The sequence below is a fragment of the Nonomuraea sp. NPDC048916 genome, from assembly GCF_040649575.1.
GTDB lineage: Bacteria > Actinomycetota > Actinomycetes > Streptosporangiales > Streptosporangiaceae > Nonomuraea.
The window spans coordinates 96,182-111,907 of sequence record NZ_JBEZFS010000014.1; the positions used below are offsets into that span (position 1 = coordinate 96,182).

General features: G+C 70.8%; 15 protein-coding genes. 7 read left to right on the plus strand and 8 right to left on the minus strand.

Annotation, left to right across the window (positions count from 1 at the left end; genetic code table 11):
- The first annotated feature begins 23 nt into the window (after positions 1-23).
- On the plus strand, positions 24-662 hold the full coding sequence (locus AB0C16_RS17515; RefSeq protein ID WP_357683935.1) for a TetR family transcriptional regulator: 639 nt from the start codon (positions 24-26) through the stop codon (positions 660-662).
- 199 nt (positions 663-861) lie between these two features.
- On the opposite strand, the gene AB0C16_RS17520 is transcribed toward AB0C16_RS17515, so the two are convergent.
- Positions 862-1,785, minus strand: a complete 924-nt coding sequence (locus tag AB0C16_RS17520) for an aldo/keto reductase (protein ID WP_357683938.1) — start codon at positions 1,783-1,785, stop codon at positions 862-864.
- Between the two features lie 117 nt (positions 1,786-1,902).
- Between AB0C16_RS17520 and AB0C16_RS17525 the strand changes: the two genes are divergently transcribed.
- The 3 genes from AB0C16_RS17525 (at position 1,903) to AB0C16_RS17535 (ending at position 4,651) form a co-directional block, all read left to right on the plus strand.
- Entirely contained in the window at positions 1,903-2,274 is a 372-nt protein-coding gene (locus AB0C16_RS17525) for a MerR family transcriptional regulator (protein WP_357683941.1), read from the plus strand.
- Positions 2,275-2,334: 60 nt separating this feature from the next.
- Positions 2,335-3,789 carry a penicillin-binding transpeptidase domain-containing protein gene (locus tag AB0C16_RS17530; protein ID WP_357683943.1) on the plus strand — a complete coding sequence of 485 codons (1,455 nt, stop codon included), beginning with the start codon at positions 2,335-2,337 and terminating at the stop codon, positions 3,787-3,789.
- Positions 3,790-4,090: 301 nt separating this feature from the next.
- The gene (locus tag AB0C16_RS17535) at positions 4,091-4,651 is read left to right on the plus strand and encodes a GtrA family protein (protein WP_357683946.1); all 561 of its coding nucleotides are present in this window, start codon (positions 4,091-4,093) and stop codon (positions 4,649-4,651) included.
- 218 nt (positions 4,652-4,869) lie between these two features.
- On the opposite strand, the gene AB0C16_RS17540 is transcribed toward AB0C16_RS17535, so the two are convergent.
- Entirely contained in the window at positions 4,870-5,274 is a 405-nt protein-coding gene (locus AB0C16_RS17540) for a hypothetical protein (protein WP_357683949.1), read from the minus strand.
- 743 nt (positions 5,275-6,017) lie between these two features.
- On the opposite strand from AB0C16_RS17540, the gene AB0C16_RS17545 reads away from it, so the two are divergent.
- From AB0C16_RS17545 to AB0C16_RS17555, 3 genes are read left to right on the plus strand one after another with little or no spacing between them, the layout of a single operon-like run.
- Entirely contained in the window at positions 6,018-7,307 is a 1,290-nt protein-coding gene (locus tag AB0C16_RS17545) for an ABC transporter substrate-binding protein (protein ID WP_357683952.1), read from the plus strand.
- A gap of 57 nt (positions 7,308-7,364) precedes the next feature.
- On the plus strand, positions 7,365-8,246 hold the full coding sequence (locus AB0C16_RS17550) for a sugar ABC transporter permease (RefSeq protein WP_357683955.1): 882 nt from the start codon (positions 7,365-7,367) through the stop codon (positions 8,244-8,246).
- A complete protein-coding gene (locus AB0C16_RS17555) occupies positions 8,243-9,100 on the plus strand; it encodes a carbohydrate ABC transporter permease (protein ID WP_357683957.1) in 858 nt (285 codons plus the stop codon). Before AB0C16_RS17550 ends, AB0C16_RS17555 begins: the two co-directional genes overlap by 4 nt.
- Positions 9,101-9,115: 15 nt before the next feature.
- On the opposite strand, the gene AB0C16_RS17560 is transcribed toward AB0C16_RS17555, so the two are convergent.
- Genes AB0C16_RS17560 through AB0C16_RS17585 form a run of 6 tightly spaced genes read right to left on the minus strand, consistent with a single transcriptional unit; the run spans position 9,116 to position 15,710 of the window.
- Positions 9,116-10,135: a 2-hydroxyacid dehydrogenase gene (locus AB0C16_RS17560; RefSeq protein WP_357683959.1), complete on the minus strand. Its 1,020-nt coding sequence runs from the start codon at positions 10,133-10,135 to the stop codon at positions 9,116-9,118.
- Entirely contained in the window at positions 10,132-10,746 is a 615-nt protein-coding gene (locus AB0C16_RS17565; RefSeq protein ID WP_357683962.1) for a histidine phosphatase family protein, read from the minus strand. Before AB0C16_RS17565 ends, AB0C16_RS17560 begins: the two co-directional genes overlap by 4 nt.
- On the minus strand, positions 10,743-12,182 hold the full coding sequence (locus tag AB0C16_RS17570) for an FGGY family carbohydrate kinase (protein ID WP_357683964.1): 1,440 nt from the start codon (positions 12,180-12,182) through the stop codon (positions 10,743-10,745). Before AB0C16_RS17570 ends, AB0C16_RS17565 begins: the two co-directional genes overlap by 4 nt.
- Complete coding sequence (locus tag AB0C16_RS17575; protein WP_357683967.1) at positions 12,179-13,678, minus strand: FGGY-family carbohydrate kinase; 1,500 nt, start codon at positions 13,676-13,678, stop codon at positions 12,179-12,181. Before AB0C16_RS17575 ends, AB0C16_RS17570 begins: the two co-directional genes overlap by 4 nt.
- A complete protein-coding gene (locus tag AB0C16_RS17580) occupies positions 13,678-14,922 on the minus strand; it encodes a sugar ABC transporter permease (protein ID WP_357683970.1) in 1,245 nt (414 codons plus the stop codon). Before AB0C16_RS17580 ends, AB0C16_RS17575 begins: the two co-directional genes overlap by 1 nt.
- Positions 14,919-15,710, minus strand: coding sequence for an ATP-binding cassette domain-containing protein (locus AB0C16_RS17585; protein ID WP_357683973.1), 792 nt, complete (start codon positions 15,708-15,710; stop codon positions 14,919-14,921). Before AB0C16_RS17585 ends, AB0C16_RS17580 begins: the two co-directional genes overlap by 4 nt.
- Between the last annotated feature and the right edge of the window lie 16 nt (positions 15,711-15,726).

Consider the following 15,726-nt stretch of genomic DNA (forward strand, 5'->3'; position numbering starts at 1 on the left):
CGGAAATAGGCGAGGATGGGGACATGACCAGTGCCCTGCGCCGCCGTCCAGCCCAACGCCGCAGCGTGGAGCGTGTGGAGCGGATGCTCGACGAGTGCGCGCGCCTGCTGGACGAGATCGGCTACGAGGCGTTGACCACCAAGGAGGTCGCGCGCCGGGCCGAGGTGCCGATCGGCACGTTCTACCAGTTCTTCCCCGACAAGCAGGGCCTGGTGAGGGCGCTGGCCATCCGCAACCTCGACGCCTTCCTGAGCCGGGTGAGCGCGCGGATCGCCGAGGCCCACCTGGAGCACTGGACCGACCTGGTGGACCTGGCGATCGACGAGTTCGTCGTGATGAAGCGCACCACACCGGGGTTCGCGGTGGTGGATTTCGGCGAGGTGCTCGCCACGCCCGGGGGGCCGCCCCTTGAGGGCACCCGCCGGATGCTCGACCGGGCCCAGGACAACAACGTCGTCGTGGCCGAGCGCCTGCGGGCGCTCACCCTCGACCTGCTCGACGCGCCGCCGGGCGACGGCCTCGACCGGGCGCTGCTGGTGGCGGTGGAGGCCACCGACGCGGTGCTGAAGGTGGCGTTCCGGACGCGTCCCGACGGCGACCCGCTCATGATCGCCGAGTGCAAGCTGCTGGTCCGCCGCTACCTCGCCGAACACCTCCCGTAACCGCCCGGGCGGCCGTCCTCCGGGATGTGCTCGACCAGCCACAGGCCGCCGCCCGACAGCATCAGCCTGCCGTGGGCCGGCGGGCGCCGTCCCTCCTCGAAGAGAGCCCGTCCCCGGCGCCGCCGTTCGCCGGGAATCTCGCCGCCGCGGCCCTCGCGCGTCGGCTCGTCGCGGGACCGGCGGCGGTTTCGCCAGTGGCTCAGCACGGGGCACCGAGCCGCGTGCGGAGCTCGTCGTCCAGCTTGACGTCCGCCGCGCCGATGGCCTCGTCGAGCTGGGCCATCGTGGAGACGCCGACGATCGGGACGTACCCGTCGGCGATGAGCCAGGCCAGCACCACCTGGTTGGGCGTGGCGCCCAGCTCCGACGACACCTCGTGCAGGACGGCGAGCCGCCGGGCCGTGCCCGGATGGTCGTAGATCTCCGGGATCGGACGGTCGGGGCGCGTGTAGGAGCCCGCCATCAGCGTGTTGTACGCCCACAGCGTCAGATCGGGCTCGGCGTTGACGTAGTCCAGCATGTCGTCCGTGGCGAGCACGTGGCCCGACTCCACCGGCCTGGTCAGCGGGCGGGGGCGCAGGTAGGTGTGGCGCAGCTGCACGTACGTGTAGGGCAGCCAGCCGCGCGAGACCGACAGGCTCCTGGCCCGTTCGAGCCGCCAGGCGGACACGTTGCTCGCGCCGGCGCTGCGGATCCGGCCCTGCCGGGCCAGCTCGTCGAAGGCGCCCAGGGTCTCGTCGAGCGGGACGGAGCGGTCCTCGATGTGCGACCAATACACATCGATGTAGTCCGTCCGCAACCTGCGCAGGCTGCCCTCGACGGCCCGCGCGACGACCGGGGCGGACAGGCCCTCCGCCGAGTCCAGCGTGGTGTCGCCGGGAATCGTCGGGCGGGCGCCGACCTTCGTGCTCAGGAACACCTCGTCGCGGTTGCCGCGGGCGGCCAGCCAGGCGCCGACGGTCAGCTCGCTCTCGTCGCCGGAGCGGCCTTCGACCCAGAACGGGTAGTTGTTGGCGGTGTCGAGCATGGTGCCACCCGCCTCGAAGAAGCGGTCCAGGATGGCGAAGGAATCGTCCTCGCCGACGGTCGTGCCGAACGGAATCGTGCCGAGTGCGATGTTCATGGGCACGACTGTGGAAGCTGGAGTGCACTCCATGTCAAGTGATCAAAGAATACCGACACCAGGGCATTTTTCGGGATAAGCGGACATCGCATTGACCTGGAGGGCACTCCAGGTGCGATGCTCTGGGTCGTGAGCGTCTACACACCCGCGGAAGTGGTCGAGGAGACCGGCTTCACCCTCGACACCCTGCGCTACTACGAGAAGATCGGCCTGCTGGAGCCCGTCGGCCGCAACTCCGCCGGGCAGCGCCGCTTCAGCGAGGAGGACGTGGGCTGGCTGGGCATGGTCCGGTGCCTGCGCGACACCGGCATGCCGATCGCCGAGATGCTCCGCTTCGCCGAGTTGGTCCGCGCGGGCGACCACACGATCCAGGACCGGATCAAGCTGCTGGAGGAGCACGACCGCCGGGTCGAGGGGCAGATCGCCAACCTCGCCGAACGTCAGCGCTACATCCACAACAAGATCTCCTACTACCGGAGCTTCCTGTAGCCCTGGCTTGGCGGGCCGCCTGTTAGACCATGATCCATGGCCGGGCCCAGGGCGAAGAGGATGAACATCCCGCTGAGGCGGGTCGCACTGGTCTGCGGCGCGATGTTCTTCTCGCTGCTGGCGAACATCACCTACGTGCAGACGGTTGGCGCGCGCGGCCTCTACGCCGATCCGCGCAACGAGCGCGCCCTCCTCGCCAGGTTCGGCCATCCACGCGGCGACATCCTCACCTACGAGGGCCGGACCATCGTCAGGAGCCGAGAGAGCAGGCGCGGGCCGTACGAGTACCGGCGGGTCTACACCGACGGCGAGATGTACGCGCCCGTGACCGGCTACGTCTCCCTGCACCAGGCCGCCGGCATCGAGCAGGCGGAGAACGGGGTGCTGTCCGGAGACGACCCGGGGATGCGGATGCGCAGGCTGGTCAGGGACGGCGAGGTGGACGGAGCCGACGTCAGGCTCACGATCAGGCAACGCGTCCAGTGGGCCGCCTACCAGAGCCTCAGATCGGCGGGCCTGCCGGGCGCCGCGGTGGCGATCGACCCGGCGACCGGCGCGATCCTGGCCCTGGCCAGCTATCCCTCGTACGACCCCAACGCCTACTCCACCCTCAACCCGGACAGGCTGGCCAGGGTCGACCACGACCTGAGCCTGGACCCGGGCCGGCCGCTGCTCAACCGAGCGCTGGAACGGAGCTACCCGCCGGGCTCGGCGTTCACCGTGGTCACCGCGGCCACCGCGCTCGCCTCCGGCGAATACACGCCCGAGTCGCGGCTCTCCGGCCCCGCCCGGCTGCCGCTTCCCGGCCGCCCGGACCACCTGTCCAACCCGGGCGGCCGGCCGTGCGGCGACGGCACGCCCTCGCTGGCCCGCGCCTTCCGGAGATCCTGCGACACCGCCTTCGCCGACCTCGGCCTGCGGCTCGGCCAGGACAGCCTGCGCGACCAGGCGGAGGCGTTCGGGTTCGGCGCCGGCGACCTCGCGATCCCGCTGCGGGTCGTTCCCAGCACCCTTCCCCGCGAGCTGGACCGGGCCGGGACCGCGCTGACGGCCGCCGGCCGGCACCTCGAACGCGCCACCCCGCTGGTGATCGCCATGCTGTCGGCCGCCGTGGCCAACGACGGCGTCATGATGCGCCCGTACCTGGTGCAGGACGTGCGCCTGCCCGACGGCTCGATCATCAACCGGGGCGACGCCACGCCCTACCGCACCACCCTGGCCGCCCCGCTGGCCCGGCAACTGGCGTCGATGATGACCGCCGTCACCCGGCCGGGCGGCACCGGCACGGCGGCCGCCATCGCCGGGGTCGAGGTGGCGGCGGGCGGCACGCCGGCGGCCTTCTCCGGCATCCGGCCGGCGACCGGCGCCGGCCCGCGGGACCACGCCGTCTTCACCGCCTTCGCCCCCGCCGATGCCCCCGAGGTGGCGGTGGGGGTCGTCCTCGAACACGCGCCTCCCGGTGACTCGGCCGCCATTCCCATCGCCCGCGCCGTCCTCCAGGCCGCCTTGTCGTGACCGCCGGGACTGTAGGATCCGCACTCGCGTGAGCACATGTTGCTGGAATCCGTGCTTGATGCGCACTGAGTGTCCGGCTCTGGATGAGCAGCGGCTCGGATCTGAGAGCAGTCGCTGGACACGTAGCGTCACGGTCCTCCGGCAGCCGCACCGTCTGGCCATGAGTAATCAGACGGATCCCGGCCATGCTCATGACGTGGTTGTCCTGCTGTATGAACCCAAGCGCCACGTGATCGGGACGACGCCCCATCTGCAGCCGGAGCAGCCGTGTCCGTGATCTTGTTACCAGGGTGTTCGGCTGGTGAGAAGATCGGGGGTGCTCCGAATAGCAAACGCCGTACTCGCGAGATTACCGAAACCCCTGCACGCACTTGCGCTGAAGCATCGTGAACTGCTGAAGTTCGCGGTGGTGGGTGGAACAGCGTTCTTAGTGGACAACACGGTGTTCTATGGGCTGAAGCTGACCATTTTGGAACCGAAGCCGGTGACCGCGAAGGTCATCGCGGTGCTCGTGGCGACGATCGTGTCCTACGTGTTGAATCGCGAATGGTCCTTCCGGACCAGGGGCGGCCGCGAGCGCCGTCACGAGGCGGCGCTGTTCTTCCTGGTCAGTGGCGTCGGTCTGGTGCTCAGCTCCGCGCCGCTATGGATCTCCCGGTACGCATTCCGCCTGGAGACCCCGGACGTGAGCCTGGTGACCCAGGAGATCGCCGACTTCATGAGTGCGCAGATCATCGGCACGCTGATCGCCATGGTCTTCCGCTTCTGGGCGCTCCGGAAGTGGGTCTTCCCCGACGAGAAGGCCCAGTCCGGCCGCGTGCGGCTGGTGCCCACTCCCGATTCCACGGACGAGGCGGCTTGATGGCAGCGAATCCGGAAGCCGTTCGGTGGTTGGACTGGTTCATGCCGCTGCTGCGCCCCACGGGCTTGGCCCCGCGGATGACCGCCGAACAACATATCCGAAGCGTACGGATCTACGGCACGTCCCACGCCACGGATCACAAAGTCTCGTAAGTCCGACATCACGGAGCGTTATCAAAAGCTCATGATCACGCGGATTTGCTCGGACAGTGCTCATCATCAGCCGCACTTGCTCACGGAATCGCGGCCGTGGTCGAGGCGCTGCTGCGCCCAGCCGGCGCCCGCCTGCACGGTGGTGCGCAGCGCCGCCGCCACACCCACCATGATCAGGCTGGGCAGCGCCGCCCGCACCCGCTCGGGCGTCGGCCCCTCCTGGAAGAGCGCGGTCAGCACGCCGGTGGTGGCCAGCAGCCCGAACGCGGTGAACACGCCGCCCAGCAGGCTGAGCACGACCGTCGCCGCGGTGTCGCGCCGGCTGGCCTGCCAGGCCATGCCCATCGCCTGGCGGACCAGCGAGGGCAGCCGCCTGGCGATGGTCAGGAAACCCACCTCGGCCATCTGGTCCATGTGGATGTGCCACTCGGACAGGGAGATCTCGCCGAGCTCGAGGGGTTCGTCGGCCATAGGGTGAGTGTGCCCAGAGGGGCCGACAGTTCCTCTTACCCATGCGGTCTGGACACCGCGCATCGCGTTACCCATGCGGTCTGGGCGCCGGCGGGGGTGGTCGAGAGCCGCTGAGCGTCCCTACACATCGGGGGCGCGCGAGTACATCCTCGAATGGCCATCTCGGCGCATGTGCGGCCGTGCCCTCCGCGTCTAGCGTTCATGCCTGTGGCCGGCCGCGGCGCGACGCGTACGTGCTCCTCCTGCCTGGGGCTTTCTGCGCACGACGCGTCGTGGCCGGTCCGCCGGTGACGTCACGCGCTCCCGCGAGCGCCGGGTCTCCTCGGAGGGGTGGAGGCCGGGCTCAGGGCGTGTGACAGCGGGCTCGGACCGCGCAGGGTTCGGGCCCGCCCTCCCGGGCGAATGCACATCGCTCTACATACATCTGCGGATGCTGTGGTCGCCGCAGGCTGGTGACCGAGGTGACCCGGGCGGCCTCGGGGCTGGTGCGGCGGGTGCGCGGCGCGACCAGGTGGTCGCCGCGGTCTCGGCGCGGCCGGCCTGCGGAGCGCGGGTCGTGACTTCGGCGTGACCGTGACGACGGGCAGAGGAGGTGCCTTTAAGCGTTTCGGGGGAGTATGCGGACCTGTTACCGCACATACCTTGACGCCCGTGAGTGCGGGGTGGCTTGATTGCCCTACTGACAACGTTGTCAACTCTCGTCGTTGTCAACTCTCCTCGGGGTATCGAAGGGACGGTGTGCGATGCGACGAAGGTGGATGGCGGCCGTCGCGATCACTATGGCCAGCGTGCTGAGCCTGTCCGCCTGTGGCGGCGACCAGGCGGCAGAGCCGACCACAGGTGGCGGCGACGCGAAGAAGCAGGTGGAGGTGTTCTCCTGGTGGACGGGACCGGGAGAGGCCGACGGCTTGCAGGCGATGAAACAGATCTTCGAGCAGCAGAACCCCTCGTTCACGTTCTTCGACGCGGCGGTCGCGGGCGGCTCCGGCGACAAGGCCAAGGCGCTGCTGCAGTCGAAGCTCCAGGCCGACACCCCGCCCGACACCTTCCAGGGGCACGCGGGCGCCGAGCTCCAGGGCTACATCAAGGCCGGCGACCTGGAGGAGCTCAACTCCCTCTACGACGAGCTCAAGCTCAAGGACGTCTTCCCGAGCCAGCTGATCGACCAGATCAGCGTGGACGGCAAGATCTACTCGGTGCCGGTGAACATCCACCGCTCCAACGTCCTGTGGTTCAACCCCGCGGTCCTCAAGGAGGCCGGGGTGGCCGGAGCGCCCAAGACGATCGAGGAGTTCACCGCCGCGCTGGAGAAGGTCAAGGCCAAGGGCAAGATCCCGCTCTCCATCGGCTCCGAGTGGACCGTCACCCACCTGCTGGAGAACGTCCTGCTCGGCTCGCTCGGCACCGACGCCTACAACGCGCTGTTCAAGCCGGGCGCCGACTGGAACAGCCCCGAGGTGACCAAGGCGCTGGAGAGCTTCAAGACGATCATGTCGTACGCGGGCGACCCGCAGGACGACTGGCAGCCCGCCGCCAAGCAGGTGGCCGACGGCCAGGCGGCCTTCAACATCATGGGCGACTGGGCCTACGGCTACTTCCACAACCCGCCGGAGGGCGGCCTGGGCAAGACCTCGAAGACCGACTTCGACTGGGCGCCCGCTCCGGGCACCGAGGGCACCTACATGTGGCTGTCCGACAGCTTCACCCTGCCCAAGGGCGCGAAGAACCGTGACGGAGCCCTCGCCTGGCTCAAGGTCGCGGCCAGCAAGGAGGGCCAGGACGCCTTCAACCCGAAGAAGGGCTCCATCCCGGCCCGCAAGGACGCCGACCAGTCGCTCTACACCGACTACCTGGCCGACGCGCTGAAGGACTGGTCGGGCAACAAGCTGGCCGGCTCGATCCAGCACGGCGTCTCGGTGAACCAGCCGTGGCTGGCCTCGATCAACGAGGCGGTCGGCCTGTTCCTCGGCACCAAGGATGTCGCGGCGCTGCAGAAGGCCCTGGCCGACGCGGCCACGGCCAACGCCCAGTAACCCATGTACGGCAGGCGTCCACCGGGGCGCCTGCCGTACTCCTTGGAGGGAGTGGTTGTGAGGCGGGCACGCACCTGGCTGCCGGGACTACTCCTGGTGGCGCCGTCGATCGTGGCGATCGGCGTGTTCGTGTACGGCATGCTGGGCTGGAACTTCCGGCTGGCCATGACCGACCAGCACGACGAGGTGACCGAGGGGAAGTTCGTCGGGCTCGACAACTTCGTCAGCCTCTGGGACCAGCCCCGGTGGCACATCTCGGTCAACCACGCGATCGTCTTCACTGTCGTGTTCGTGCTGGGCGCGCTGGTGCTCGGCTGGCTGCTGGCCTTCCTGATGGAGAAGGGGATCAGGGGCGAGGGCACGTTCCGGGCGATCTACCTGTTCCCGATGGCCATCTCGTTCGTCGCGACCGGCATCGTGTGGCGGTGGCTGATGAACTCCGGCATGGACGAGCGGGCGGTCGGGCTCAACCGGCTGTTCGACGCGATCGGGTTGCCGCAGTGGCAGTGGTTCCGGGATCCGGACTGGGGGATGGCCGCGATGGCTCTCCCGGCTGTGTGGCAGATGTCCGGATATGTCATGGCATTGTTCTTGGCGGGTTTCCGCGGCGTCCCCGAGGAGCTGCGTGAGGCCGCCCGGGTCGACGGGTGCACCGAGTGGGGCGTCTATCGGCACGTCGTGCTGCCCCTGCTGCGTCCGGTGACGCTGTCGGCGCTGATCATCCTGGGTCACATCTCGCTGAAGGTGTTCGACCTGATCGTGGCGGTGTCGGGCAAGCAGATCATCACCGACGTGCCGGCGGTGTTCATGTGGGTCGCGGTCTTCGACTCCCACGACCCGGCCAAGGGCGCCACCATCGCCTCGTACATCGTGCTGAGTGTCGCGATCTTCGTGATCCCCTACCTCGTCTGGTCCGTGCGTAAGGAGAGGCGTCCATGACAGCGGTGGCGGGACGAAGGCGGGTGTTCACCGGGGTGCGGCTCGCGGTGCTGATCGCCTTCGTGGTGATCTTCCTGATCCCGATCTACGTCCTGCTGGTCACCAGCTTCAAGCCGCTCACCGAGGCCGACCCCGGACAGGCCTGGAACCTGCCGCAGACCTGGACCCTCGACGCGTGGCGGGTGGCGTGGGAGAAGCTGGCCCCCGGCCTGTGGAACAGCGTGCTGCTGGCGGTGCCCGGCTCGCTGCTGTCGTGCGTGCTCGGCTCCATGAACGGCTACGTGCTGTCCAAGTGGCGCTTCCCGGGCGCCGACCTGCTCTTCACGCTCTTCCTGTTCGGCATGTTCATCCCCTACCAGGGCGTGATGATCCCGCTGGTGCAGCTGCTGGTCGGGCTCAACGAGCTGACCGGGCTGCAGGGCGTCTTCTACGGCGGCATCCCCGGGCTGGTGCTCGCGCACGTGGTCTACGGCATCCCGATCTGCACGCTGATCTTCCGCAACTACTACGTCACGATCCCCGACGAGCTCATCGAGGCGTCACGGGTCGACGGGGCCGGGATGCTGCGGACGTACTGGTCGGTGGTGCTGCCCGTGTCGGCTCCCGCGATCGCGGTGGTGATCATCTGGCAGTTCACCTCGCTGTGGAACGACTTCCTGTTCGCCGTCTTCCTCACCGGGCCGACGAGCTGGCCCGCCACGGTGATGCTGAACAACATCGCCGGCGCGCAGGCCACCCCCTACAGCCAGCAGATGGCCGCGGCCATCCTGGCGTCGATCCCGACGATGCTGATCTACGTGCTGCTGGGCCGCTTCTTCATGCGCGGCCTCATGGCGGGCGCCCTCAAGGGCTGAGCCGCCGAGCCTCGGTCAGGAGGCGGCGAAGGCCGGGTTGGCGCAGTGGGCCAGCGGCTCGCCGCGCACGTAGCGGGCCACGTCGGCCGAGACGATCCGCGCGGCCTTGATCGCCGTCTCCTTGCTCGCCCCGGCCAGGTGCGGGGTCATCACCAGGTTGGGCGTGGTGAGCAGCCGCGACCCGGCGGGGATGGGCTCCTCGGGGAAGACGTCCACGGCGGCGCCGAACAGGTGGCCGGAGTCCAGCGCGTCGCACATCGCGTCGTAGTCCAGCAACGCCCCCCTGGCGCAGTTGACCAGCACCGAACCGGCGGGCATCCGGGCGATCTCGGCGGCGCCGATCATGCCGGCGGTCTCGGGCGTCGCCCTGGCGTGCAGGGAGACGAAGCGGGAGCGGGTGAGCAACTCGTCGAGCCCCACCTTGCCCGGCACGTCGACGTACGGGTCGTGCACCAGCACCCGCGCGCCGAAGCCCGCCAGCATCCGGGAGACCCGGCGGCCGATCGCGCCGTAGCCGACCAGGCCGACCGTGCTGCCGTCGAGCTCCGGCCCGACCATCTCGTAGCGGTAGTAGTCGCCCCGCCACACGCCCGAGGCCAGGTCGGCGTGGGTCTGCGGGATGCGGCGGGTGGCGGCCAGCAGCATGGACATCGTGTGCTCGGCCGTGGCGACGGCGTTGCGGCCGGGGGCGAAGGTCACGGCGACGCCCGCCTCGGTGGCCGCCTCCAGGTTGGCGTTGACCGGGCCGCCCCGGCTGACGCTGAACAGCCTGAGGTCGGGGCTGGCGGAAAGGACGCGTCGCGTCAGAGGGGCCATCTGGGTGACGCACACCTCGACGCCCCGCAAAGCCTCGATCAGCTCGTCCTCCACGTCGGACGCCTCGTCGACCTCGCCCACCCGGCCGAACGGCACCACCGGCCACGGCAGCGTGAGCTCGCGGATCTCCACCTCGCCGGGAACCTCGCGCCGGAGCGCGTCGATGAACAGGCGGTTCTCGACGAAATGGTCACCGGCGGTGAGGACTCGAAGTGTCAACGAAGGACTCCAATCGGGGAGTTGAACTGCAGGATCGCGACCTGTCCGGCACGTACGCGGAGCTCGGTGACGGCGCAGTTGTCCAGGCGCGGGAAGAGCCGCCGGTACGAGCCGAGCGGCACCCCGATGAGCCGGCACAGGGCGAGCCTGATGGCGGTCGTGTGGGCGACCACCAGCACCCGGCCGTCCGGGTGGGCGGCGTGGATGTCGCGCAGGGCGGCCACGAAACGGTCGGCGGCCCGGTGGGGGTCCTCGCCGCCGGGCAGCGGGTGCGCGGCCGGGTCGGCCTCGAACGCGGCCCGGGCCTCGGGGAAGCGCTCGTGCATCTCGGCGGCGGTCAGCCCGTCGCCCTGGCCGAAGTCGAGCTCGACCAGGCGGGCGTCCACCTGGAGCTCCACTCCCGCCTCGCGGGCGCCGGCCGCGGCGGTGATCCGGGCCCGGCCGAGGGTGGAGGAGTAGACGGCCGACAGGCCCGCGGTGGCGGCCCAGCCGGCCAGGCGTGCGGCCTGGTCGTGCCCGCGCGGGGTCAGCTCGATGTCGCTGAGCCCGGCGTAGCGGTTCTCGGCGTGCCAGACGGTCTCGCCGTGGCGCACCAGCACCAGCTCGGTCATCGTGTGGTCCTCTCGCGGGCGTGGGCGGCGGCCGGCGAGGGGAGCCAGCCGCGGTCTTCCAGTTCGTCGACGAAGCGCAGGTAGTGCTCGCGCAGGTCGGTCCCGTCCGGCCGGACGACCTCGCGGGTGCGGACCATCCGCGCCGACGCGTCCGGCCCCGCGGCGAGCACGGCCATGCCGAGCGCGGGCTCGGCGTTCTCCCGCAGGGTCACCGGCCGCCCGAGGACGTTCGCGCGGAGCCGGTTCCAGTAGGCGCTCCGGGTCGCCCCGCCGGTCAGGATGATCTCGCCGTCCACCGGCGCGCCGAGCAGGTCGAGGTAGTCGAAGCAGAGCCGCTCGATGTAGGCCGCCCCGCGCAGGATCGCGGCGTACCGCTCGACGTCGTCCGAGACGTGGCCGAGCGTGAAGCCCTCCGCCCCCGGCGCGTCGAACGGGAACCGCTCGCCCCGCGAGACCAGCGGGTAGATGGTGGCGCCGGGATCGGGCCAGGAGCGGGTGGCCGCCTGCCCGCTGAGCGCGTCGAGGTCACGACCGGCGAGGTCGCGGGCCAGCACGCCCGCGCCGGTGCTGGAGGCGCCGCCCGGCAGCCAGGAGCCGTCGGGCGCGCGGTGCGAGTAGACGACGCCCAGCGGGTCGTGGACGAGCTCGCGGGTGACGCCCTTGAGCACGAGCGTGGTGCCCATCACGGAGTTCCAGCTGCCGACCTCCAGGGCTCCCGCGCCCAGCTGGGCGGCGCAGCCGTCGGTGGTGCCGGCGATCACCGGGGTGCCCGGGGGCAGGCCGGTGGCCTCGGCGGCCTCGGCGCACACCGTGCCGAGCCGGCTGCCGGGCCGTACCACCCGGGGCAGCGCCGAGGCGGGCACCCCGAGCGCGTCGAACACCTCGCTGGGCCAGCGCTCGTCGATCAGGTGCACGCCCGTCTTCAGCGCGTTGCTCAGGTCGGTCGCGACGTCATGGCCGGTCAGGCGGCGGTTGACGAAGTCGCTCTGGTGCGCCAGCCGCGCCCCCGCCGGAGCGGCCGGCAGCAGCCAGAGCAGCTTGGGCAGCGCCCAGTTGGCCTGCATGCGCCGGTAGCCGAGCTGTTCCCACACCGGCGCGCCCACCGCGTTGACCCGCTCGACCTCGCCGGTCGCCCGCCGGTCGTCGTACATCAGGCCGGGTGTGAGCGGGTCGCCGTCGCGATCGGTGAGTAGGACCGTTCCAGAGGTGGCGTCGACGGCCACACCCTCGACCCGGCCGGGCGGCACGTCGCGCAGCGCCTCGCGGGTGGCGGCGGCCAGCTCACGCCACCACTGCTCGGGGTCCTGCTCGTGCCGCGGCCCGTCGCGGCGGCTGGTCAGGGCCCGGCTCGCCGCGCCGAGCACCTGCCCGGTCCCGGTGACGGCCATCGCGCGCACGCTCTGCGTGCCGAGGTCGATGCCGATCCACACGCTCATGTACGCCCCCAGGTATGGTCCCCGGCACGGTTCCGCATCTCGGCGAGCAGCGGCCAGGCTCGGGCGCTGTTGTCGCGCAGGGCGAGGAAGTCCCGGTAGGCGGTGCCGTACGGGCCGGGTTCGGGGCGCACGGCTTCGCGCAGCCGGACGAAGCGGTCGGCGGCGGCCCGGACGTCGGCGGCGGCGCCCGTGGCGACCAGCCCGACGAGGAAGGCGCCCCGCGCGCCGACCTCGGCGTCGCTCGACCGGTAGACGGGCAGGCCGGTGAGGTCGGAGATCATGCGCACCCACAGGGCGCTGGCCGAGCCGCCGCCGCACACGCGCAGCTCACTGGTGACGACCCCGGAGGCGGCCAGGCAGTCCTGGATGACGAGTGTGAGCCCTTCGAGCACGGCGCGGGCGATGTGCTCGCGGCCGTGGTCGAACGACATGCCCAGGAAGGCGCCCCGGGCCAGCGGGTCGGAGAACGGCACCCGTTCGCCGGCCGGCGACAAGTACGGCAGGAACGCGAGGCCGCGGGCGCCCGGCGGGCTCTGCGCGGCCAGCTCGCCCAGCGCGGCCGGGCCGGGCAGGCCGAGCAGCCGGCAGGCCCACTGGATGACCTCGCCCCCGGCGAAGGTGGGGAACGCCCGCAGGTAGCCGCCGGGTATCGCGATCGTGACGCCGACCGCGTCGCCGTCCAGGTCGGGCCGGTCGGCGACGGTCTCGGTGCACAGCGTGGTGCCCAGGATGCCGCAGGCCTGGCCGGGCCGGACGGCGCCGGCGCCGAACGCGGTCGAGGCGATGTCGTAGGGCGCCATCACGACCGGTGTCCCGGCGGGCAGGCCGAGCAGCCCGGCGGCGTCCGGGGTCAGCCCGGCGACGCGGCGGGTGTCGTCGCGCGGCTCGGGCAGCAGCCGTTCGGCCCACTCCAGGCCGAACATGGCCATGAGCTCGGGGGAGTAGGCGCGCGTGCGCAGGTCCATGAAGGGGGCCGACGCGTCGGACTCGTCCGTGGCGATCTCGCCGGTCAGCCGGGAGAAGATCCAGCCGCCGCAGGTGAGGCTGGCGGCCGAGCGGTCGAGCCGGTCGGGGTCGTGCTCGCGCAGCCAGCTGAGGATCGCGTGCGGCAGGCCCGAGGCGGCGGAGGAGCCGTTGAGGCGGAAGGCGCGCTCGGCCACTCCGGAGCGGGTCCAGGCGTCGATCGTGGCGACGGCCCTGCCGTCGTTCCACAGGATCGCGGTCCCGGTGGGCTCGCCGGCGGCGTCGACCAGCCAGACCCCGTCTCCCTGCGCGGTGACCGCGAGGAAGTCGACCGGCCCCTCGACCTGGGACGCGACGTCGCGCACCGTGCGCGCGACCGCGTCCCAGACCATCCCCATGTCCTGCTCGGCCCAGCCGGGCACGGGCCGGGACACACCGGTCTCCCGCCGGGCGATCGCGACCTCCGCGCCCGTCCCGTCGTAGCCGACCGCCTTGACCACCGTGGTCCCGGCATCGACGCAGATCGCCGCCATCAGGCTCTTCCGTGTGAGGTCCGCGACTTGCGCGCGATCGAGTCGACGACCACGGCGAGCAGCAGGACGACGCCCGTGACCACGAACCGGATGGAGGAGTCGAGGTTCAGCAGGGTCAGGCCGCTGGAGATCGACTGGATGACGATGATGCCGAGCAGCGCGCCGAATGCCGTGCCGCGCCCGCCGAACAGGCTCGTCCCGCCGATCACGGCCGCCGCGATGGCGTTGAGGTTGACGTCGCCCCCGCCGCTGCTCTGGTTGGCCGCGGCCAGCCGGGCGGCGGCCAGGATGCCGCCCACCGCGGCGAAGGACGAGCAGAGCACGAACACCGAGGTGTAGATCGCCTTGACGTTGATGCCGGCCCGGCGGGCCGCCTCCACGTTGCCGCCGACGGCGTAGACGGCCCTGCCCCACTTGGTGCGGGACAGCAGGTAGTGCATGACCAGCACCATCCCGACGAAGAAGACGAACATCCAGCCGATGCCCCGCGTCTGCCCGAGGTACCAGACCACGAAGACCAGCACCGCCAGCAGCGCCGCGCTCCTGATGACCAGCATGGACGTCGTCTTGGACGACAGCCCGGCCCTGCGGCGTTCGCGCGCGTGGAGGTAGCCGGTGGCGAACAGCCAGCCCGCGGTCACCACCGCGAACGTGTACGAGAGCCAGTCGGGCACGAAGGCCAGCTGGGCGAAGTTCACCAGCCCGGAGTCGAACGGCAGGTTGATCGAGCCCTTGCTGCCGAGCACGTACAGCTGCAGTCCCATGAAGGCCAGCAGACCGGCCAGCGTGATGACGAAGCTCGGCACCCCGAACCGGTTGAACAGCTGCGCGTAGACCCAGCCGATCACCGCGCCCATGATGACCGAGCCCAGGATCGCCACCCAGACGGTCATCCCCTGGCTGACGAACAGCACGGCCAGGACCGCTCCCGACAGCCCGCTGACCGAGCCGACCGACAGGTCGATCTCACCCACCAGCAGGACGCACACGATGCCGAGCGCGATGATGCCGACGGCCGCCGACTCCAGCGTGAGGTTCACCAGGTTGGCGCTGGACAGGAAGACCGGGTTGAGGATCTGCAGCACGCTCCAGATCACGATGAGGCCGACCACGACCGGGATCACGCCGAGGTCGCCGCCCCGGGCCCGCTCGACCACGTCGGAGATCGCGCCGCGCAGGCCCTCTCGCGGCTGCAGCCGCTCGTCCTGGCGATCGGTGGTCGTGCCGTTGACCGTGGTGTTCACGAGGAGTGCCCTTCCTTCCGGCGCGCCTGCCGCTGGGTCACCGCGTTGTCGGTGGCTCCGGTGATGGCGGCGATGATGTCCTCGGTGGAGACGTCGTCGACGGCGAAGACCCCGTTGTTGCGGCCGAGCCTGAGAACGGCGACGCTGTCGGCCACGGCCTTCACGTCGGCCATGTTGTGGCTGATCATGATGACGCCGAGGCCGTGCTCGCGGAGCCGTTCGACCAGGTTGAGCACCTCGGCCGTCTGGGCGACGCCCAGGGCGGCGGTCGGCTCGTCGAGGATGATGACCTTGGGGTCGCCGAGCAGCGACCTGGCGATCGCGACGGTCTGCCGCTGACCGCCGGAGAGCGAGGCCACCGGCACCCGCACGCTGGGGATCTTGGCCGAGAGCTGGCGGAGCAGCTCCCACGAACGGGTCTCCATCGCCACGTCGTTGAGCCGCAGCGGCCGAAGCTCCTGACCCAGGAACAGGTTCTGGATCACGTTCAGGTTCTCGCACAGCGCGAGGTCCTGGAACACGGTGGCGATGCCGAGCCGGTGAGCCGCCGCCGGAGTCGGGATGTCGACCGTCTTCGAGCCGAAGGTGATCGTTCCCGAGTCCGGCGGGTGCACGCCCGACAGGATCTTGACCAGCGTCGACTTGCCCGCGCCGTTGTCTCCGACGATGGCCACGACCTGTCCCGCGGCCACATCGAGGTCGATGCCGGTCAGCGCGGCGACCGCGCCGAACGTCTTGCTGATCCCGCGCAGGGACAGGACGCTGTCTGATTGCCGGTTGGAGGACAAGGAGGCTCCTCGAGCT

Bases quoted from the DNA above. Each gene is read 5' to 3' on its own strand.
- AB0C16_RS17565 (WP_357683962.1), bottom strand. From the start codon at position 10,746: ATGACCGAGCTGGTGCTGGTGCGCCACGGCGAGACCGTCTGGCACGCC.
- AB0C16_RS17540 (WP_357683949.1), bottom strand. From the start codon at position 5,274: ATGGCCGACGAACCCCTCGAGCTCGGCGAGATCTCCCTGTCCGAGTGG.
- AB0C16_RS17555 (WP_357683957.1), top strand. From the start codon at position 8,243: ATGACAGCGGTGGCGGGACGAAGGCGGGTGTTCACCGGGGTGCGGCTC.
- AB0C16_RS17515 (WP_357683935.1), top strand. From the start codon at position 24: ATGACCAGTGCCCTGCGCCGCCGTCCAGCCCAACGCCGCAGCGTGGAG.
- AB0C16_RS17570 (WP_357683964.1), bottom strand. From the start codon at position 12,182: ATGAGCGTGTGGATCGGCATCGACCTCGGCACGCAGAGCGTGCGCGCG.
- AB0C16_RS17520 (WP_357683938.1), bottom strand. From the start codon at position 1,785: ATGAACATCGCACTCGGCACGATTCCGTTCGGCACGACCGTCGGCGAG.
- AB0C16_RS17525 (WP_357683941.1), top strand. From the start codon at position 1,903: ATGCTCTGGGTCGTGAGCGTCTACACACCCGCGGAAGTGGTCGAGGAG.
- AB0C16_RS17530 (WP_357683943.1), top strand. From the start codon at position 2,335: ATGAACATCCCGCTGAGGCGGGTCGCACTGGTCTGCGGCGCGATGTTC.
- AB0C16_RS17575 (WP_357683967.1), bottom strand. From the start codon at position 13,678: ATGGCGGCGATCTGCGTCGATGCCGGGACCACGGTGGTCAAGGCGGTC.
- AB0C16_RS17545 (WP_357683952.1), top strand. From the start codon at position 6,018: ATGCGACGAAGGTGGATGGCGGCCGTCGCGATCACTATGGCCAGCGTG.